At 61.6% G+C, this 19,407-nt stretch carries 24 protein-coding genes; 12 read left to right on the top strand and 12 right to left on the bottom strand.

Annotated features, from left to right (window positions below):
* Window positions 1–216: 216 nt before the first annotated feature.
* From GEV38_RS14155 to GEV38_RS14135, 5 genes are all read right to left on the bottom strand, one after another.
* Entirely contained in the window at window positions 217–741 is a 525-nt protein-coding gene (locus GEV38_RS14155; RefSeq protein ID WP_015270276.1) for a hypothetical protein, read from the bottom strand.
* 107 nt (window positions 742–848) lie between these two features.
* Window positions 849–1,145: a DUF6555 family protein gene (locus tag GEV38_RS14150; RefSeq protein WP_015270275.1), complete on the bottom strand. Its 297-nt coding sequence runs from the start codon at window positions 1,143–1,145 to the stop codon at window positions 849–851.
* A gap of 112 nt (window positions 1,146–1,257) precedes the next feature.
* The gene (locus GEV38_RS14145) at window positions 1,258–1,971 is read right to left on the bottom strand and encodes a DUF72 domain-containing protein (RefSeq protein ID WP_015270274.1); all 714 of its coding nucleotides are present in this window, start codon (window positions 1,969–1,971) and stop codon (window positions 1,258–1,260) included.
* A complete protein-coding gene (locus tag GEV38_RS14140) occupies window positions 1,971–2,267 on the bottom strand; it encodes a hypothetical protein (RefSeq protein ID WP_013972584.1) in 297 nt (98 codons plus the stop codon). Before GEV38_RS14140 ends, GEV38_RS14145 begins: the two co-directional genes overlap by 1 nt.
* Window positions 2,268–2,285: 18 nt before the next feature.
* Window positions 2,286–2,504 carry a hypothetical protein gene (locus tag GEV38_RS14135; RefSeq protein ID WP_013972583.1) on the bottom strand — a complete coding sequence of 73 codons (219 nt, stop codon included), beginning with the start codon at window positions 2,502–2,504 and terminating at the stop codon, window positions 2,286–2,288.
* Window positions 2,505–2,744: 240 nt separating this feature from the next.
* Here GEV38_RS14135 and GEV38_RS14130 point away from each other — a divergent pair, with 240 nt between their 5' ends.
* Entirely contained in the window at window positions 2,745–3,611 is an 867-nt protein-coding gene (locus tag GEV38_RS14130; RefSeq protein ID WP_015270273.1) for a patatin-like phospholipase family protein, read from the top strand.
* Between the two features lie 22 nt (window positions 3,612–3,633).
* Here the strand turns inward: GEV38_RS14130 and GEV38_RS14125 are convergent, their stop codons facing one another.
* The 4 genes from GEV38_RS14125 to GEV38_RS14110 all read right to left on the bottom strand — a co-directional run bounded on the left by GEV38_RS14125 (window position 3,634) and on the right by GEV38_RS14110 (window position 5,874).
* The gene (locus GEV38_RS14125) at window positions 3,634–4,092 is read right to left on the bottom strand and encodes a MaoC family dehydratase (protein WP_013972579.1); all 459 of its coding nucleotides are present in this window, start codon (window positions 4,090–4,092) and stop codon (window positions 3,634–3,636) included.
* 329 nt (window positions 4,093–4,421) lie between these two features.
* Complete coding sequence (locus GEV38_RS14120) at window positions 4,422–4,925, bottom strand: peroxiredoxin (RefSeq protein WP_054571946.1); 504 nt, start codon at window positions 4,923–4,925, stop codon at window positions 4,422–4,424.
* Between the two features lie 90 nt (window positions 4,926–5,015).
* Window positions 5,016–5,435 carry a DUF6691 family protein gene (locus tag GEV38_RS14115; protein ID WP_024087109.1) on the bottom strand — a complete coding sequence of 140 codons (420 nt, stop codon included), beginning with the start codon at window positions 5,433–5,435 and terminating at the stop codon, window positions 5,016–5,018.
* A gap of 1 nt (window position 5,436) precedes the next feature.
* Window positions 5,437–5,874: a YeeE/YedE family protein gene (locus tag GEV38_RS14110; protein WP_003258763.1), complete on the bottom strand. Its 438-nt coding sequence runs from the start codon at window positions 5,872–5,874 to the stop codon at window positions 5,437–5,439.
* A gap of 239 nt (window positions 5,875–6,113) precedes the next feature.
* Here GEV38_RS14110 and GEV38_RS14105 point away from each other — a divergent pair, with 239 nt between their 5' ends.
* The gene (locus GEV38_RS14105; protein ID WP_054571947.1) at window positions 6,114–6,536 is read left to right on the top strand and encodes a hypothetical protein; all 423 of its coding nucleotides are present in this window, start codon (window positions 6,114–6,116) and stop codon (window positions 6,534–6,536) included.
* Window positions 6,537–6,554: 18 nt separating this feature from the next.
* On the opposite strand, the gene GEV38_RS14100 is transcribed toward GEV38_RS14105, so the two are convergent.
* Window positions 6,555–7,196: a dTMP kinase gene (locus GEV38_RS14100; RefSeq protein ID WP_054571948.1), complete on the bottom strand. Its 642-nt coding sequence runs from the start codon at window positions 7,194–7,196 to the stop codon at window positions 6,555–6,557.
* A 91-nt stretch (window positions 7,197–7,287) separates the two neighbouring features.
* Complete coding sequence (locus tag GEV38_RS14095) at window positions 7,288–8,076, bottom strand: helix-turn-helix transcriptional regulator (RefSeq protein WP_054571949.1); 789 nt, start codon at window positions 8,074–8,076, stop codon at window positions 7,288–7,290.
* Between the two features lie 162 nt (window positions 8,077–8,238).
* On the opposite strand from GEV38_RS14095, the gene GEV38_RS14090 reads away from it, so the two are divergent.
* Complete coding sequence (locus GEV38_RS14090; protein WP_100413927.1) at window positions 8,239–9,060, top strand: carbon-nitrogen hydrolase family protein; 822 nt, start codon at window positions 8,239–8,241, stop codon at window positions 9,058–9,060.
* Between the two features lie 99 nt (window positions 9,061–9,159).
* A complete protein-coding gene (locus GEV38_RS14085; protein WP_054571951.1) occupies window positions 9,160–10,482 on the top strand; it encodes an APC family permease in 1,323 nt (440 codons plus the stop codon).
* A gap of 260 nt (window positions 10,483–10,742) precedes the next feature.
* On the opposite strand, the gene GEV38_RS14080 is transcribed toward GEV38_RS14085, so the two are convergent.
* Window positions 10,743–12,386, bottom strand: coding sequence for an acetolactate synthase large subunit (locus GEV38_RS14080; protein ID WP_013972567.1), 1,644 nt, complete (start codon window positions 12,384–12,386; stop codon window positions 10,743–10,745).
* Window positions 12,387–12,557: 171 nt separating this feature from the next.
* Here GEV38_RS14080 and GEV38_RS14075 point away from each other — a divergent pair, with 171 nt between their 5' ends.
* The 8 genes from GEV38_RS14075 (at window position 12,558) to GEV38_RS14040 (ending at window position 19,398) form a co-directional block, all read left to right on the top strand.
* Entirely contained in the window at window positions 12,558–13,439 is an 882-nt protein-coding gene (locus GEV38_RS14075) for a LysR family transcriptional regulator (protein ID WP_054571952.1), read from the top strand.
* Window positions 13,440–13,519: 80 nt separating this feature from the next.
* A complete protein-coding gene (locus GEV38_RS14070; RefSeq protein WP_043935602.1) occupies window positions 13,520–14,704 on the top strand; it encodes an MFS transporter in 1,185 nt (394 codons plus the stop codon).
* 387 nt (window positions 14,705–15,091) lie between these two features.
* Complete coding sequence (locus GEV38_RS14065) at window positions 15,092–15,391, top strand: hypothetical protein (RefSeq protein ID WP_015270263.1); 300 nt, start codon at window positions 15,092–15,094, stop codon at window positions 15,389–15,391.
* A 14-nt stretch (window positions 15,392–15,405) separates the two neighbouring features.
* Entirely contained in the window at window positions 15,406–16,371 is a 966-nt protein-coding gene (locus GEV38_RS14060; RefSeq protein WP_015270262.1) for an endonuclease, read from the top strand.
* A 145-nt stretch (window positions 16,372–16,516) separates the two neighbouring features.
* Window positions 16,517–16,825, top strand: coding sequence for a hypothetical protein (locus tag GEV38_RS14055; RefSeq protein WP_015270261.1), 309 nt, complete (start codon window positions 16,517–16,519; stop codon window positions 16,823–16,825).
* Window positions 16,826–16,873: 48 nt separating this feature from the next.
* Window positions 16,874–17,425 (top strand): YbhB/YbcL family Raf kinase inhibitor-like protein, encoded by a 552-nt coding sequence (locus GEV38_RS14050; RefSeq protein WP_013972562.1) that lies wholly within the window; start codon window positions 16,874–16,876, stop codon window positions 17,423–17,425.
* 555 nt (window positions 17,426–17,980) lie between these two features.
* Window positions 17,981–19,084, top strand: a complete 1,104-nt coding sequence (locus GEV38_RS14045; protein WP_054571953.1) for a 3-deoxy-7-phosphoheptulonate synthase — start codon at window positions 17,981–17,983, stop codon at window positions 19,082–19,084.
* 32 nt (window positions 19,085–19,116) lie between these two features.
* Complete coding sequence (locus GEV38_RS14040) at window positions 19,117–19,398, top strand: peptidylprolyl isomerase (protein ID WP_015270259.1); 282 nt, start codon at window positions 19,117–19,119, stop codon at window positions 19,396–19,398.
* Window positions 19,399–19,407 lie beyond the last annotated feature (9 nt).

The following is a 19,407-nucleotide window of genomic DNA, read 5'->3' as shown; positions in this document are numbered from 1 at the left end:
GGGTGGATGCCGTCTTTACTGGGGCATTCATTCGAGGGACGCAGGTGGGGCGGCAGGAGTTCAGCGTTTGTGATCTATGACACTTGTCTGGAGACCCAAAGAAAATGGCGCAATCAAACCTGGTTATTGGTACCGGAGCAAAGGCTTTGAAGGTGGCGGTAATCAGCGTCGACAACGATTGGAGTACCGCTTTGTCTCGGGGTGCAGCCGCGCCGCTCACGCCAGCTGGATGAAGACCGCGTAAATACCGAGAATCATCCAGAAGACCAGGAATATCCAAGGCGTACGCAGCGAAAATAACAACGACTTGCGGTGCCCGGCCAGGGAGGTTTCCGCCTCGCTGAACAGTGGCGATTCGTCATATGCCAGGCCCATCAATGGCTCGCTGCGCAGAAGGTGGCTCTGTTTCAATTGCCAGTGCTCGATGATCTTGTAGGCCGCGCGAATGCCCGGCCAGGCATTGAGTGAACTCAACACGCCCAGCAATGCGAGAAACGGGGGAACCACCAGCGTGAACATCTCGCCCCAGCTCTGGTTGAGGTTACTCATTGACGACACGAAGGCGATCACCAGAAACGACTGGGCAGCTAGATAGGCGTCAGTGCGGTTGGCAAGGATGCTGGTCTCGTACTGGATTTCACGGCGGTAGAAATCCAGGCGTTCCTTTGGCGAGCCGAACATGCGGGCGTTCCGCTCGCTGATCTCGTGTTCAGGGGTGCCTGGAGTGATGATTTGCGGCACGTACTGGCTCCTGAAAGTGAGAGTGATGGTGCCTCGAAACTTGGGAAGCGAACCCATGAGCGCAAGCCTGCCTGAAGACTTCAGGCAGGCCTTGCGCACAACAAGCTTCAGGTATTGCCGGTACCGCTATTGGAAAACTTCTTCACATCAATGGTCGGTGCGACGAACTCCGGCCCGTCGCCCGATACCCGCCAGCGCACATTGCCGATGCCGTAGCGCTCAGCCATTGGCCGGCTGACCTTCTTGATCTTGTGCTGGCCGAACCGTGGAATGATACCCACGCCGGCATCGCAACTTGCCCAGTGCCAGGCTTCGGCGTTGTCCATACGCTCGAGCCGGATGATGAAGGTGCGAAATTCCCCATGAAGCTCGTACTCGATCACATACAACTGCTGTCCAGCCATTGCACTCTCCTTCACCAATTCAGACTAATGGAGCGAGCGACGTGTAAAAAGATTCATTAATTTTGACTGATTGGTCATCGCTCTTTTCCATCGCCATGCTTCCATCACTTCCTCAGCGCAAATGCCGCTCCAAAGCCAGTGCATTGGCTATCGCAGCGCCGGAGGCGGTGTTGTCGAAAATGCACCAGGTGGGCACTCCGGCGGCAAGGCTGTGCTGCAAGCGTTCAGCCAGACGCTGCAGATATTCGTCGGGATACTCGCTGTGGTAGATCCTCGGTTCGCCATGCAGGCGCCAGTAGACCAGCCCCGGCCAACCTCCCGGTTGCGCATCGGTAACGAAGCGCGACGGGCTCGCGGCAACCTGGGCGATGCGCAAATCGACCAGCATCGGCTGCGCCGATTGCCAGCTGGCGTGCCTGGGCTCCAGCGCTACCGGCCCGTCATACCGTTGCCGCAGGCTTTCGAAGAAACGTCGCGCATGCTGGGGGTCATGGCCAAGCGATGGCGGCAGTTGTACCAGCAGGCAACCCAGGCGGTCGCCCAACTGACCGCATTGAGCAAGAAACCTGTCCAGCGCGTCCTCGCACCCGCAGAGCCGCTGCTCATGGCTGATGGCCTTGGGCACCTTCACCGCAAAGCGGAAATGCTCAGGTACGGACGCAGCCCAACGGGCATAGGTTTCCGGGCGATGGGGCCGGTAGAAGGAACTGTTGATTTCCACTGCATTGAAGCGGGTGGCGTAGCGTTGCAGGTGGCTGCCGGGCTGCGCAAATGCCTCGGCGTAACGGCTCGACAGGCTCCAGCCAGCGCAACCGAGATAAATCATCAGCTACCTGCCGGTTCGCCACGCAACGCCTCGCCCTCACCCGCGACGCGTCGGGCATATCCCACACCCCACAGCAACGCACGCCTCATGGTTTCCCCCGCGCGTTGGTCGTAGATCCGTTCGCACAGCACCGAACCGTCGGTGCGATAGACACCAATGAACAACTGCGTGGCGCCTGTGCGTGACAAGCGCGTCTGCACTTCCAGGCAAGTGCCGGTTCCGAGCGTTTCCTCATGGGTTTGATGGTGCAGGATCGGGTCGCACCACTTTCTATAGGTTTCACCTCTTCTTTTCATCTGCCAGCCCTCACCTTTTCATGGTTGCTGATAATGCCCCGGTGACGTGCCTGGCTCATGGTCGTGCTCCAGACGTTGCACCTGCACGTCAGTGAAAGATGACGCTTCGTTGCGGTGCAGGCCTTGGAGGTAATCGCGCGCTGCTTCGCGGCTCAGGTCCTCCTGGTCGCTGCGCAATTCGCAGGTGCCGGGTTGGTTGTCGAGGATGTAGCTGATCAGGTACAGGTACTGGGCCATCGCTGTAACTCCTGCTGGCTGAATGAAATCGGGCGACTCAGCTCGATTGATCCTGGCTTGAGTGCAGCCGTTCAGCAGCGACGACGACCGGCTCAGGTCATCGTGCAGACGGCCAGGCAGGTTCTCGGTTCGGTATTGCCGGGCAAGAAATGAGAGGTGGGCGGCACTGGCAGCACCCAGCCCCGCCGGCACCCGGCCAACTACACTCAGTCGACACACGTCTGTGCAGAGACAGCAATCATGCCTACGCAAACCGCAATCGTGTTCGCTGGCGGCGGCAGTCTGGGTGCGGTCCAGGTGGGGATGCTGCGGGCCCTGGTCGAAGCCGAAGTCCAGTTCGACATGGTGGTTGGCGCCTCGGTAGGCGCCATCAACGGTGCCTACTTTGCAGCAAGGCCCAACGCTCAGGGTGTCGAGACTCTCGCCGAATTCTGGCGAGGCCTGAGCAGAACCGACATCTTTCCGTTGTCCTGGCTCGATACCTGCCGAGGCCTGCTCAAACGGCGTGGTTTCCTGCTGCAACCAGCGGCCTTGCACCGATTGCTTGGCAAGGCGCTGCCGATCCATCGCATCGAGGATGCGAAACTGCCCCTGCATATCGTCACCACCGACCTGCTCAGTGGTGCCGAGACAGTGCTGTGCAATGGCGAACTCGAGCAGGCGCTACTGGCCAGCGCCGCGATACCGCTGGTGTTCCCTTGCGTGCAGATCGGCGGCCAGTTCCTGGTGGATGGCGGTGTGGCAAGCAACACGCCTATTTCGACTGCCGTAGCGCTGGGCGCCAGCAATGTCGTGGTAATTCCCACCGGGCTCAGCTGCGCCTTGACTCAACCGCCCCGCGGCCTTGTCGCCTTGGCCCTGCACACTGTCAACCTGATGAGCATGCGCCAGCTTGTGAGTGACATCGAACACTTCCGCACGCTCACCAGCCTGCATATCGTTCCGCCCTTGTGCCCGGTCGATGTCTCGGTATTCAACTTCGACCAGACCGAGTCGTTGCTGGAGCGGGCCTATGAGCAGACGCTGCGGTGGCTGGACCACGGCGGGCTCGAACGGACCAAGGTGCCGGGTGCCCTGACCGTTCACTCGCATGCCCATGAGCATTGAATGATGTGGACAGTTCGGGGCCTTATGCATCTGCCCGGCGAAACACCAATACCCTTGAAACCGTGGTTTGGCATACGGCATCGTCCTGATTCAGCGTGATGCTCTCAAGGACAGCGAAGCCCCGGTCAGGCTTGGACTTCGACGCGGCAAGCTCCCTTATGGTTGTGGTCACTCGCAACAGGTCACCTGGACGCACGGCCCTTGGCCAGCTGATTTCGCTGCCGGCACCGATGAGCCCTCCAGCCACTGGAACACTCTCTACCAACAACCGCATCGTGACTGCGGATGTATGCCAGCCGCTAGCAGCCAGCCCAGCAAAAAAGGTTTCTTGGGCAGCATCGGGGTCCGTATGGAATGGCTGGGGGTCGAACTCCGAGGCGAAACTCAGGATGCGTTCCTGGGTCATTTCATACGAGCCACTCATGAAGGACTCACCTACTTGCAAGTCCTCGAAAAAGAGCCTTTCAGGTGCAGAAGCCATGAGTTACCTCCGGGGTATGCAGGCAGCGGCGGCAAAGCGAACGTCTGGAACTGGCGCCAGTTTAGCCCTTCCCTACCTGCCTCCAGAAGACACGTTGTCCTGGTGGCGTGAGGCGCAACACATGAACCTTTGATTTAGCAGGGTCCAGTAGGAGCAGCCTTGTGCTGCGAAGAGGCCGGTATAGGCAACAGATATGCAATGCCAGTACGGGCCTCTTCGCAGCACAAGGCTGCTCCTACAAAGAACGCGTCAAGCGAGCGATATTTGTTTTCTGCGTGATAGCGCATCCCAAAGGGCTAAGCTATCTCCCACATGAACTGTGTATGCCTTCAGAGCTTACAAACAGCCAACATGCTCGCAGCATCGCTGCACTCGAACTTGCCGGGTGCTTCGACCGCGATGTGCCTTACCACCAAGTCGTCGACCAGCATGGCATAGCGTTGCGAGCGCCGGCCCATGCCGCGCGCCGAGAGGTCCTGGATCAGGCCCAGCGCCTCGCTGAATTCACCGTTGCCATCGCCGATCATCATGACCTCATCGCCCACCTGCAGGCTTACACCCCAGGCATTCATGACGAACGCATCATTGACCGAAACACAGAGAATTTCGGCAACCCCGGTAGCGAACAGGTCCTTGGCCGCGGCCACGTAGCCCGGTACATGCCGCTGCGAACAGGTAGGCGTGAAGGCACCAGGCAAGCCGAAGATAACCACTTTTTTCTGCTTGCAGCGCTCGTGCAGGGAAAACGCGTTCGGGCCGATTGCACAGCCGCCCTCGCCGTTGCTGTACTGGTAAAGCGTTACGTCGGGCAGTGTATCGCCGGTCTTGATCATCGTTTTCTCCGTGGGGCGGTAAATGGCCAGGCATGATGCAGCATCCACCAAGGTGCGTACATACAGCGGCCTGCTCTGGAAAGCTGGATGTCAGCTACCACGACGCGCCTCAAGCCACTGGAACAACCCCATGCCAACCAGCATCGCAGCGACGAACAGCCAGGCCTGCCAGTACCCTGCAGGCAGCAGCACCAGGGCCGGCCCCGGGCAGATGCCCGCAAGCCCCCAGCCAATGCCGAATACCAGGCTGCCGCCGATAAGGCGGCGGTCCACATCACGTCGGCCAGGCAATTGCATCGCTCCACCCAGCAGGGCCGTTGGATGACCGCTCGCCCAGCGCATCGGTATCCATGCTGCGGCAATCGCCCCGATCATCACCAGCGCCAGCGAAGGGTCCCATTGCCCTGCGATGTCGAGAAAACCGAGCACCTTGGCGGGGTCGGCCATGCCTGCCAGCAACAACCCCACGCCGAACAGCAGCCCGGCGATGAAACCACTGAACACCGGCATTTCAGGCCCCTTGTACGAGATGGCGGACCACATACACCGTGGCAAAACCGGTAGCCATGAAGCACAGCGTTGCCACCGCCGAACGGGGTGACAGGCGCGACAGGCCACAGACGCCGTGGCCGCTGGTACAACCGCTGCCGTAGCGCGTCCCCAGCCCTACCAGAAGGCCCGCCGCGATGAGTGTCCAGGAAGCCGTGGTGAAACGGGCTGACGGCAGCGTGGCAAATATCCCCCAAAGCAACGGGGCTGCCAGCAGCCCCAAAAGAAAGGCAAGCTTTTCTCTGCGCCCTTCCCCGCCTCGCTGCAGCATCGAACCGAGCAAACCACTGATTCCTGCAATACGGCCATTCACCACCGCGAACAGCCCAGCCCCCAGCCCGATCAACACACCACCAGCCAGCGCGGACCATGGTGTAAAGGCCAGCCAATCAATTGCCATCGTATTTCTCCCGGAACAGGAACAAGAGAACAATTAACGGTTCAGTAAGAAAGTTGAAGAATACCACGCCCCCTATGCCGACAATTTCAATGAGATTAGCCAGCCTATTAAAAGTGCATGAAGCTGCACTTGTTTGATGCAGGTCAAATTCGCGACCAGATGGCCGCCTAGACTGCAATCATCCAGGCATACCAAGGCCTTGAGGCACGTCGTATATATCCATAAAAGTGGAGTTCGCCATGCAAACGCAATTGAAGTTGGTTCTTGCTGTTGTTCTGGCCGGTAGTGCATTCATGGCGCATGCCGAAGACAAAAATCAGGCTGGCGACGCCTCCACCAGCGCCCCAGCCGCCAGTACAACTTCCGAGTCGCCCATGCACAAGGCGATGAGCGAGCAAATGCACAAGATGCAGGTTGCTCATGACAAAGCCGCAGCCGCGAAGACCCCTGCCGAGCGCCAGGCCGCCATGCGCGAGGGCATGAAGACAATGAAGGAGAGCATGGCCATGCTGCACCAGCAACATGCTGCGGGCTGCATGGGTTCGGGCATGGGAATGTCGGGAGCCAAGGGTGGCATGGGTATGGGCGACGGAATGATGGACATGATGATGAAGATGATGGATCAGCAGTCGTCGATGATGGATATGCCCATGAAGCAGTAACCAGTACTTGCTGTTGTTTCAGCACTGATCGCACTGCGGTCGATGACGTGGTCGAAGCACGCCATCGATCTCGGCCACTATCTGCCGCGTTGCATCCTCGATGGCCCCTTCATTACGGCACAATACCCAGCCGTGTTCCGCAACCGCACGCTCGAACGCCTCGGTACAGGCAACCTGCTCGACCAGGCTATGGATCACCGTACTGCCCAGCCCGCGCGTCCTTGCCGCGGCTCTTGCCCACGAAGTATCGGGGGCCGTGACAACGCCGACATGCAAATCGGGCACCTGTACATTTCGCTCGAGGTTCAGGCGCAGAATCTCGTCGAACGCCACGCTGCGGCGAAATGCGGCATCAGACGGGTACCAGCGATCGATCAGGATGATGCTGCCCGCTGGCTGCCTGGGCAGCACGTCTCGGGAAATCCAGGCACGGCTTTCGGCGAAGCGCTCGCATACCCTCAACTCCAGGTCCCGGGAGGGGTTTCTGACCAGTTGATTGACAAGGGCCATGGTTTCCCCCCGGTAGGGGTCGCTTTTTTTCTCGCAAAGCCGGATCACTTTCTTGTTGTCAGCCCGCAAGGCCTTGGTAACCGCCTCCAGAAGCGTGGTCTTGCCAGTGCCCTTGGGCCCATCGATGGAAACAAACAGCGGGCGGGTCATTTTTAATTACCAGTCGAATCTGAAGATGCAGCGCAGGCCTGGGTGCGACAGTATTCATCACAAGCCAGTGGAGCCATGCAGCTAGCCTGAATCAACCCAGCTGGGCCTGAAGAAACAGCGAAAAAAGCTCCGACTGCGATTTGATACCCAACTTGCTGTACATATGCTTGCGGTGCACTTTCACTGTCTCCACCGAGATTTCAAGCTTGCGCGCAATTTCTTTGCTGGAACACCCGCTGAGCATCAGCCGGCCCACCTCCAGCTCACGCCCGGTCAGCGGCGACGCCATCTGCTCGACCCTGTCCTCCATGCGGCTTTGCCAGTGCGGCGCAGGCTTGGTGGCCTCTTCCAGCAACTCCCGCTCGAACGTCATCCGCTGGCGCATCAGCGCAGTGACCCACGGCCGCAACAGTTCCAGCAGGGTGACCTGTTCGATGCTGAACCGGCGCTTGCTACCCAACGACAGGCACAGCGTGCGCTGCGCATCCAGCTGCACGTTGAACTGAATTTCATCGGCAACCACGTTAAGCCGGAAATAGCGCTGGTAGTAGTCCGTCTGCTCGAAACACTCAGGGGCCACATCCGCCAGGCGCACCAGGCCGGACACCGCAGCCTCTCGGCTGGCCACGTAGAAAGGGTCCAGCAGGTACAAGCCCTTCAGGTAATCCTGAAACAGCGGGTCAGGGTTGCCGTCTGCACTGGGGCACTCGGCGAACACCTGCGGGCGCCCTGCGGAAAACAGCAGCGCAACCCAGCTGTCGCAGGCAACGTACTCGTTCAGTAACCGCACCAAGGCTGTCCAGAAGTGGTCCTTGTCGAGGGTTTCGATCAATTGGCCTACCGATCGGTGCCAGGCGATGTCGTGCAGCGTAAAATTCATCCTCTACCCCTGTTGGGTTACCACGTGGGCGTAATACCCCCCGCCATGATGACCACCCCATAATCCGGGCTAGCTTACGCTGAGCGAACCTGTACCGGGATCGTTTTTTACACCCCATGTCGCCACGGCGTGGCGGTCGAAGCTGTTAGTCGAGGATTGGAAATGAAGGTAGAGCTTGTCCAACTGGCCGGTCGCGATGGCGATACCGCGTACAACCTGCAGCGCACCATCAAGGCGATCGGCAACTGCGGCGCCGATACCGATCTGCTGGTCTTTCCGGAAACCCAGCTGATGGGCTTCCCAACCGAAGAAAACATCGGCCGCATCGCCGAGCCACTGGATGGCCCGAGCATCACGGCAGTCCAACAGGCAGCACAAGCGCAGAATGTTGCCGTGGTCGTCGGGATGGCCGAAGCCGCAAACGACGGTCGTTTCTACAACACCACTGTGCTGGTCACGCCTGAAGGCGTAGCGCTCACCTACCGCAAGACCCACCTTTGGGCATCGGACTGCGGGGTTTTCACCCCAGGCGACCGTTTTGCGACAGCCCTGTTCAAAGGCATCCGTGTCGGCCTGCTGATCTGCTTTGACATCGAATTCCCCGAAACCGCCCGTGCCCTGGGGCAGCTGGGAGCAGAACTGATCATCGTCACCAACGGCAACATGGACCCGTACGGGCCCACCCACAGAACCGCCATCACCGCGCGCGCCATGGAAAACCAGGCCTTTGCAGTCATGGTCAACCGCGTGGGCGATGGTGATGGCGGCCTGGTCTTCGCTGGCGGCAGTGCCGTCGTCGACCCGTACGGCCAATTGCTGTGCGAAGCCGGCCGTGGCGAGTGCCGCATGACCGTCGAGCTGGCCATGGAGCAACTGCAGCGGTCACGGCGCGACTACAGCTACATTGCCCAGCGCCGCATCCATCTGCCGGGTGAACAGGTCGAGCACGCCAACGGCCTTCGCGAACTGATCATCGCCTCCTGAACATTCCACCCTTCCAGGCTCTATTACTGGAATGCAATGCCGCCAGGGACGGCAGCGTGTTCGACTCTGAATAACAATCACAAGCTGGAGCAAGCAGTAATGGCCACACTCAAGCGAACGCTTTCGCTGGGCTCGGTGGTGCTTTTCGGCATCGCCTACATGACCCCCATCATTGTCCTGGGCACATTCGGTATCCTGGCCGAGACCACGGGAGGGAGGGTACCCGCAGCCTACCTCGCTGCAGCCATCGCCATGCTCTTTACCGCCTTGAGCTACGGCCACATGGCGCGCGCCTTCCCGGTCGCCGGGTCCGCCTATACCTACGTGCGCAAATCGATCAGCCCGCAGCTGGGCTTCATCACCGGTTGGGCGGTGTTGCTCGACTACCTGTTCCTGCCCATGGCGATCTGGCTCATTGGCGCGGCCTATCTGCACTCGGCGTTCCCGGGCGTGCCACAAGCCATTTGGGTGTTGGCATTCATCGGCATCACCACAACGATCAATGTGATCGGCCTGCGGTTGGCCAAGACCGTCAATGGCCTGTTGATGTTCATCCAGCTGCTGGTGCTGGCGGCGTTCGTTGTGCTCGCGGTGCACTATGTCTGGGGCGACCCGACGGTACCGCTGTGGACGCTAGAGCCGTTCTACAAGGAAGGTACCCAGTTGCCGCTGATCATGAGCGGTGCGGCGATTGCCTGCTATTCATTCCTGGGCTTCGACGCGGTCAGTACCCTGACTGAAGAAACCAGAGAACCACGCAAGAACATCCCGAAAGCCATCCTGCTGATCACCCTGATTGGCGGCGCGCTGTTCATCGCCTGCAGCTACTTCGTCCAGCTCGCTCACCCGTCCACCGACTTTGCCAACGCCGACGCGGCGGCTTATGAAATAGCCCAGAACATCGGTGGCGACATCTTCGTCAGCATCTTCCTGCTGGGCCTGATCGTCGGCCAGTTCACTTCTGGCCTGTCGGCGCAGGCCAGCGCCTCCCGGCTGCTGTATGCGATGGGGCGTGACGGAGTGCTGCCCAGGTCATTCTTTGGAAGGTTGAGCGAACGCTTCAGCACGCCGGTGCCCAGCATCATCCTGTGCGGGGTGGTCGCCCTGCTTGCCTTGCGCATGGACGTGACGACCTCCACCTCGTTCATCAACTTCGGTGCATTTCTCGCCTTCAGCCTGGTCAACCTGGCGGTGATCTTCCACTACTGGGTCGCCATGCAGCAGCGTGGTGCGAACGCGCTACTGATGTACCTCGCATTCCCCCTGGTGGGCTTCGCCTCCACGTTGTGGCTGATGGCAAGCCTGGATCACCTGGCGATCTACCTGGGGGCAGGCTGGCTCTGCCTCGGCGTGCTCTACCTGACGGTGATTACCCGTGGTTTCAAGCGCAAGCCCCCGGAGATGCACTTCGAGGAAGCCTGAGCTGTCCACTCAGGTCGATACGGCGCTTTGAGCGATGCTCTGGATGGCACCGGCGGCGCCGGTGTTTGCGGTGGCGGATTCTGAGGCAGGTAGCTAGCCGTGTAGTAGCGGCCTAGCGTCGCGATGGGCTGCATGGCAGCCCCGGCGATTGTTGCGTTGATGCTGAAATCCGGGGGGCCGCTTTGCGGCCCATCGCGACACAAGGCCGCTCCTACACAGGTTCGGCGCCAGCCTTGAGGTGGCGCCGATCCTGTCAGGCCTTACACGGCGAGCGCGCGCTCACGCAGCTCGCTGTTGAGGATGCGGTCGTTCTCGCTGTAATCGACCGGGCAGTCGATCACGTGCACGCCCGGGGTCTTGATGCAGTGCTCCAGCAGCGGCAGCAGGCCTTCGGCGCTTTCCACGCGGTGGCCGTTGGCACCGTAGGCTTCGGCGTACTTGACGAAGTCCGGGTTGCCATAGTCCAGGCCGAAATCGGTGAAGCCCATGTTCGCCTGCTTCCAGCGGATCATGCCGTAGCCGTCGTCACGCAGGATCACCACGGTGATGTGCATGCCCAGGCGTACCGCAGTTTCCAGCTCCTGGCTGTTCATCATGAAGCCGCCGTCGCCACAAACCGAGATTACCGGGCGGTCCGGGTGCACCAGGTGCGCGGCCATGGCCGATGGCAGGCCCGCGCCCATGGTCGCCAGGGCGTTGTCCAGCAGTACGGTGTTCGGCTTGTGCGCCTTGTAGTTGCGGGCGAACCAGATCTTGTAGATGCCGTTGTCCAGGGCAACGATGCCTTCGGACGGCAGCACGCGACGGATGTCGGCGACCATGCGCTGCGGGTAGACCGGGAAGCGGTTGTCGTCGGCACCTTCGGCGATCTGTGCTTCGTTGGCTTCACGGATCGCCATCAGGCGGGTGAAGTCCCAGTGCGACGTGTCGTTCAGCGCTTCGCTGATCTGCCATACGGCGTTGGCGATGTCGCCGATCACTTCCACCTGCGGGAAGTACACGGCATCGACCTCGGCGGAGCGGAAGTTGATGTGGATGACTTCGGTGCCGCCACGGACCATGAAGAACGGCGGCTTCTCGATCACGTCGTGGCCGATGTTGACGATCAGGTCGGCGGCTTCGACGGCGCGGTGCACGAAGTCACCCGACGACAGCGCGGCGTTGCCCAGGAAGCGTGGATGGCGCTCGTCGACCACACCTTTGCCCATCTGGGTGGTGATGAACGGGATACCGGTCTTGTCGATCAGCTGCTTGAGGACCTTGGCGGTCATCTTGCGGTTGGCGCCGGCGCCGATCACCAGGATCGGGTTGCGGGCGTTCAGCAGCTTTTGTACGGCTGCGTCGATCGCCACGTGCTCGGCCAACGGGCGGCGGTGCAGGCTTGGCGGGATCGGCAGTGCGTCGGTCTGCTCGGCGGCGATGTCTTCCGGCAGCTCCAGGTGCACGGCACCCGGCTTTTCTTCTTCAGCCAGGCGGAAGGCTTCACGCATGCGCGAAGGGATGTTGTCGGCGGAAGCGAACTGGTGGGTGTACTTGGTGATGGGGTCCATCATGCCGCACACGTCGATGATCTGGAAACGGCCCTGCTTGGACTTCTTGATCGGCTTCTGGCCGGTGATCATCATCATCGGCATGCCGCCCAGGTAGGCGTAGGCGCTGGCGGTGACCAGGTTGGTGGCGCCAGGGCCGAGGGTCGACAGGCTGACGCCGGTCTTGCCGGTCAGGCGACCATAGGTGGCAGCCATGAAACCTGCGGACTGCTCGTGACGGGTAAGTACCAGCTTGATCTTCGACTTGCGCAGGGATTCGAGCAGGTCGAGGTTTTCCTCACCAGGAATGCCGAACACATACTCGACACCTTCGTTTTCCAGGCATTGCACAACGACATCGGCGGCCTTGGCCATTTGGGGTACTACCTCAAAATCTTTGTGGGATTGCAGATTTATTAAGCTGCGTGACTGAGATGTTGCAGGATGTCTCAGTGGCGCGCATCGTAGGCCCTCTGGTTAATAATAATAAATATATTGTTATGATGCTTGGCATCACAGTTTGTTATGAACGGTAACCCCCCCTCAATGAACCTCAAGGCATTGCGCTGCTGCGTCGAGATCCTGCGCCAAGGCAGCTTCACCAAAGCCGCGCAGCACCTGCATATCGCCCAGCCGGCACTTAGCATGGCCGTTACCCGCCTGGAAGAAGAACTGGGCGTCACCCTGTTCAACCGCACCACGCGCAAAGTCATCCTTACAGCCGAGGGCGAACGCTTCCTGCCACGTATCGCAGCGGCCCTGCGCGAAATGGATGTGGCGCGGCAAGAACTGCGTGACATGGCCGACCTGAAGCGCGGCGAAGTGCGCCTGGGAATCCCGCCGATGTTCGGCCTGCACTATGTACCCGGCCTGATGAACGCCTTCCGCCAGCTGTACCCGGGTATTGCCATGACCGTGTTCGAAGGCAGTGCAGAGGACATTGGTCATCGCCTGGAACAACGGGAGATCGACCTGGCGCTGCTGGAGTCCCGGCGCGTGCCGCCCGACAAGGAATCGATCCTCTTGGGCAGCGATGAGATGCTGGCGTGCATGCACCCTGACCATCCCTATGCTGGCAAGGCCTTCCTCACAGCCGAGGACCTGCGCAATACCGACATGGTGGTGTTCGACCGCACCTTCGTGCAGCGCCACCTGCTGGATGCGTTCTTCGCCGAACATGGCATCACGTACCAGGTAGCGCTGCAGAGCAACTTCGTATCGCTGGTGGTACAAGCCGCGCTGGACAACATGGGCGTGGCGACCCTGCTGCGCTCGGTGCAACAGCGCACACCGGGCATCGTCGGCGTACCGTTCCAGCCAGCGCAGCAGATGAGCTTCCGCTTGTGCTGGCGCTCGGGGGAATACCTGTCGCTGGCCAGCAAGCGCTTCATCGATTTTGCCGCGCAGACCCATTACCTGGAACGTTGACTCCACCCTGCTCGACGTCACTATCGCGAGTTGACTATGATCCCACCTTGAACGTTTCAGCATGTTTCACAAGGATCCAGATGTCAGTTCAGGAATTACCCCCTCTCTCTAGCAAAAGTACCGTCGCGAAGATGGAAGCTGCCATGGCACTGGGCAGCTTTGCCATTGGCACCGGCGAGTTCGCCATCATGGGGCTGATGCCCGATATCGCCAGCAATCTGCAATTGAGCGAGCCCCAGGTGGGCCATGCCATCAGCGCCTATGCGCTGGGGGTGATGGTTGGCGCCCCGACACTGGCGATCATCGGTGCCAGGCTGTTGCGCAAGCACATGCTGCTGTTGTTGATGGCGCTGTATGCCCTTGGCAACCTGGCTACCGCCTTCGCCCCCTCGTTCGGTGGCCTGGTCGCCTTCCGCTTCATCAGCGGCCTGCCCCACGGTGCCTACTTCGGCATCGCGGCGGTAGTGGCATCGAGCATGGTGGCCAAGGACCAGCGGGCGGGGGCCGTGGCCCGGGTGATGATGGGGCTGACCGTGGCCATGTTGCTCGGCAACCCGGTTGCCACCTTGCTGGGCCAGTACTTCGGCTGGCGCTCGGCGTTCGTGCTGGTCGGCGTGATCGCCCTGTGCACCATCGCCCTGGTTTGGCGCTTCGTGCCCCAGCGCCACGATGAAGTGCGCAGCGACCCGCGCAAGGAACTGCAAGCCTTCACCCTGCCGCAAGTGTGGATGGCGCTGGGCATCGCCTCGATCGGCTTTGCCGGCATGTTCTGTGTGTTCAGCTACCTGGCGCCGACCATGTTGCAGGTGACCCAGGTGTCGCCGCAGTGGATTCCATTCGGCCTGGCGGCATTCGGCGTCGGCGGCATCGTCGGCAACATCGCCGGTGGCAAGCTGTTCGACCGCCTGCAGTTCCGCGCCGTCGGGCTGGTGCTGGTGTGGTCGATTGCCGTGCTGCTGTTCTTCAGCTTTGCCGCACAGGCGCTGTGGAGCCTGCTGCTGGGCATTGGCCTGGTCGGCACCATGATTGCCCTGGCGGCGCCGTTGCAGATCCGCCTGATGGACATTGCCCATGAAGCGCCAAGCCTGGCGGCGGCGTCCAACCATGCGGCGTTCAACCTGGCCAATGCGCTGGGGCCGTGGCTGGGTGGCATGGCGATTACCGCAGGTATGGGCTGGACCAGCACCGGGTACATTGGCGCGGCTACGGCGCTGGTCGGGCTGGGGATCTACCTGGTGGCACGGCGGATGAAGGGTGGGCACTAAGGTTGAGGCCTGACAGATAGCGTGAACGGGGCTGCCATGCAGCCCATCGCCGGCAAGCCAGCTCCCACAGAGACCGCACAATGCCTGAAATTTGTGCGGTCCCGGCGGCACCGCTTAAGAAGCCGGATGGGGCAGAAACCCAGATCTTCCAGTTCTCGCTGGGACAGACCTTCTGATGCCTGACTCCGTGTAGGAGCAGCCTTGTGCTGCGAAGAGGCCAGCACGGCCGACGGAAATGTAGAGGCATGATTGGCCTCTTCGCAGCACAAGGCTGCTCCTACAGAGACCGCACCGAGCTGGCGTTGAGCATTACCCGCTTTTACCCCTTTGACAGTGACCTTGCTTAAGCTCCCTAGGACTCGTACCCCCGCCTAGCAGGACATGCCCATGCCACCCTTCACACCATGCTTCCCCACTTCACTGCGCCCCGACGAAGTCCCGGTCGCGCTACTCGACCTGGTCCAGGAGCGCCTGGCCGGGCAGCTTAGCCCTCGCTTCACCGTGGTACTGGGCGCCGTCGGTACCGGCTTCATCGAGCGCCTGCTGCGCATGGCCACCCAGCTCAAGGCGATGCACGACTCGGCCACGTTCAGCAGCATGGGCAGCGACGACCCGCGCCGCCCACTGGTGTGGATCGGCGAGCTGGCCAGCCCCAGGGAAATGATTACAATGCATGCCCCAACCTGAAATATGTTTTTCCCATGAAATCACTGCTTTACGCCGTATCCTTACTGTTTTCCTTCACCCTCCCTGCCCTGGCCAGCCCGCCGGCGACCTTCACCGAGGCCAAGGTGGTGGCCAAGCAGAAGGTGTACATGGACCAGGCCAGCAGTGCCATGGGCGACCTGTACTGCGGTTGCAAATGGGCCTGGGTGGGCAAGTCTGGCGGGCGTATCGATGCCGCCTCGTGCGGCTACCAGACCCGCAAGCAGCAGAACCGCGCCGAACGCACCGAATGGGAACACATCGTGCCGGCCTACACCTTCGGCAACCAGCGCCAGTGCTGGAAGAATGGCGGCCGCGAACATTGCGTGGATGACGACCCGGTGTTCCGCGCCATGGAGGCCGACCTGTTCAACCTGTACCCGGCAGTGGGCGAGGTAAACGGTGATCGCAGCAATTTCAACTACGGCATGGTTGCTGGCAATGCAGGGCAATACGGGCAGTGCACCACCAAGGTGGACTTCGTGCAGCGTGCTGCCGAACCACGCGACGAAGTGAAAGGCCTGGTCGCCCGCACCACCTTCTACATGTACGACCGTTACAAGCTGAGCATGTCGCGCCAACAGCAGCAGTTGCTGATGGCCTGGGACAAACAGCACCCAGTGTCGGCCTGGGAGAAAGAGCGTGACCGGCGCATTGCCGCGATCATGGGGCATGCCAACCCCTTCGTGACCGGGGAACGCAAATGGACCGCCAACTACAAGCCAGTCGGCAGTGGCGTGGTGCAAGCGGTGCCGGCGAAGGCTGCCAAGCCAGAGGCAAAGCCGAGCCTGGCCAGTGCCGGGTCGGTGGGGGCGGTGCTTGGCAACCGCAACAGCCATGTCTATCACCTTTCCGTCGGCTGCCCAGGCTATACCCAGGTTACCGCGAAGAACCAGGTCACCTTCGCCACAGAGGGTGAGGCGCAGGCGGCGGGTTATCGCAAGGCGGGCAACTGCCGCTGATCGCCTTCCTCGGGGCCTGCGCGGCCCCTTGCAATCGAGCGGGCTGCACAGCAGCCCGCAACAATGACCATCCGTCGCCCAGACGGCACCTCACTCCCCGCCCCCAGCCCAACGAATGACAGATCATCCGTAAAGGAGAGGTTCCATGATCCGCATTCGCCCACTTTCACTGTGCCTTGCCCTCGCCCTGGTCAGCGTCACTGGCACCAGCTTCGCCGCCACCGACACAGACACCGACAGCCGCCCGCAAACCGACCAGTACGGTGGCAAGACCGCCGGTGAAGACAGCAGCGTCAACAGCCCAGGCAGCAGCGAAACCAATGACAGCAGCGACACCGGCAGCAACAGCGATGCCGCCGACGGCGCCGCTGGCGGCTCGAACAGCACCGGCGAAGCAACCGGCTCCGGCGCCGGGCACACCGGTGGCACCGCCGAGGACCAGGACAGCCATTGAGGCCGGCCTGGGCTACACTGCGCCGGAACGCCCTGCCAAGGATTCACCATGAACCTCAAACCCTGGCTGCTCGCCGCCCTGCTGCCGTGCAGCGCCTTGGCCGTCGCTGGCAGCCAGGGCGCGCTGTCGATCAGCTCATCGTCGTTCACCGATGGCGGCGTGATCGCCTTGCAGCAGGTTGGCCCGGACCCGGCCTGTGGTGCTGGCGAAGAGCGCACCCCGCAACTGAGCTGGGACAACCTCCCCGCAGGCACTCAGTCGCTGGCACTGATCATGTTCGATCCGGACGGCGGCAAGGGTATTGGCGTGGTCCACTGGATCGCCTACAACATCGACCCGGCCCAGGATGGGCTGAAGGAAGGCGTCGCCGGGCTGACCGGGCAAGGCGTGACCGTAGGGCGCAACTCTCGGGGCACGCTCAGCTACCGCGGCCCCTGCCCACCCGCCGGCGACAACCCGCACCACTACGCGCTGACGCTGATCGCCACCGACCTGCCACTGGGTACCCTGCCCGAAGGCCTGGACCGCAGCGGCCTGCTGCAACTGCTGCAAGGCCACGCGCTGGGGGCGCAGAGCCTGGTCGGGCGCTATGGCCACTGAGCCTGGCCGTACCGGAACAATTAAACACCCCCATAGCATTTATCCATTGAATGGCCCAGCCGAACTGAAGTAAGCTCGGGCTCATTCACTGGAGAGCAACATGCCGAAACACACCCGCAACCACGCCAACCACACCGGCCGCACCCTGCGCCCTGTGCTGGCCGTTGCCGGCTGCGTGGCACCTGCCAGCTATTACTTTGGGTATTGGTTTAGCCACTAGGCGCCGATACCCACACGGCGCCCACCTTCGAGGGGCCGCCGAACATGAGAATACTCAAACCCCCGGTCGGCTCCCCGACCGGGGGTTTTGCTTTTCAGGCCTTTGAACAACACCGATTCACATTGAGGACAGATTCATGAACTACGCCACTTATTACTACGCAAACACCTACGCCTGGCGATTTAGCCAATCCCGTTCGGGCCAGCCTGCCGCCTCCGTTCGGTCTTCCACAGGTGGCAATGCAGCAGCCAATACGAATTCAACGATTTGTCGAACACCTCGATAGGGCCGACGACGCGGGCCAGAACCCGCCGTCCGCCCAGGGAAAAAACGCCATGCACGCCTCCAGCCTCGCCCTGACCCAGCCGCAAGCAGCCAACACCACCGTCAGCCAGCGCCTGCCCAGCCCGCACCTGCTCAAGCAGCAAATGCCGCTGTCCAGCGAACTTACCCAGCAAGTCCATGCCCACCGCCAGGCCATTCGCGACATCCTCGAAGGCCGCGACCAGCGCCTGCTGGTGATCGTTGGCCCGTGCTCGATCCACGACCCGCGCTCGGCCCTGGAATACGCCGACCGCCTGGCAGCCCTCAGCCGCGAAGTCGACGACAAGCTGCTGCTGGTGATGCGCGCCTACGTCGAAAAACCCCGCACCACGGTCGGCTGGAAAGGCCTGGCCTACGACCCGCACCTCGATGGCAGCGACGACATGCACGCCGGCATCGCGCTGTCCCGCGGGCTGATGCTGAACATGATCGAACGCGGCCTGCCGGTCGCCACCGAACTGCTGCAGCCAATGGCCGCCGGCTACTTCGATGACCTTCTGGCCTGGGCCGCGATTGGCGCGCGCACCACCGAGTCGCAGATCCACCGCGAAATGGTCAGTGGCTTGGAGCTGCCGGTCGGCTTCAAGAACGGCACCGACGGCGGCATCGCCATCGCCAGCGACGCCATGCGCAGTGCCGCCCACCCGCACCGCCACTTCGGCATGGATGCGCAGGGCTACCCGGCCATCATCGAGACCTTGGGCAACCCGGACACCCACCTGGTGCTGCGCGGCGGCCACAAGGGCCCGAACTTCGACGCCAACAGCATCGCCATGGCCCGCCAGGCGCTGGCCAAGGCCGGGCTGCAGGCGCGGATCATGGTCGATTGCAGCCATGCCAACAGCGGCAAGGACCCGGCGCGTCAGCCGGCGGTTTTCAACGATGTGCTGGCGCAGCGCCTGGCCGGCGACCGCTCGATCGTCGGCGTGATGATCGAAGGGCACCTGTTCGACGGCTGCCAGGCGCTGGGCAAGGGCGCGCTGAAATACGGCGTGTCGATCACCGACGGTTGCCTGGGTTGGGCCTCGACCGAAACCCTGTTGCGCGAGGCGGCACAAAAACTCCAGGCAGCGGGACGCAAGCCTGGCGAGACATACCCTGGACAAGTACGCTAGGCTTGCCTTTTTTACCCCAAGGAGCAGTACCCATGGCCCGTGCAACCGCCCGCCACATCCTGGTCAGCAGCATCGATAAATGCAACGAACTGAAAGCCCAGATCGAAGCAGGCGCCGACTTCGCTGAAATCGCCAAAGCCAACTCCACCTGCCCGTCCAGCCGCCAGGGCGGTGACCTGGGCTCGTTCGGCCCGGGCCAGATGGTCAAGGAGTTCGACACCGTGGTGTTCAGCGCCCCGATCAATACCGTGCAAGGCCCGGTGAAGACCCAGTTCGGCTACCACCTGCTGGAAGTGACCAGCCGCCAGGACTGATTCACCTGT

It is taken from the genome of Pseudomonas sp. 13159349 (assembly GCF_013305685.1).
GTDB lineage: Bacteria > Pseudomonadota > Gammaproteobacteria > Pseudomonadales > Pseudomonadaceae > Aquipseudomonas > Aquipseudomonas asiatica.
The sequence above is the reverse complement of the archived record's forward strand: the minus strand, read 5'-3'. Positions and strand labels throughout refer to the sequence as shown.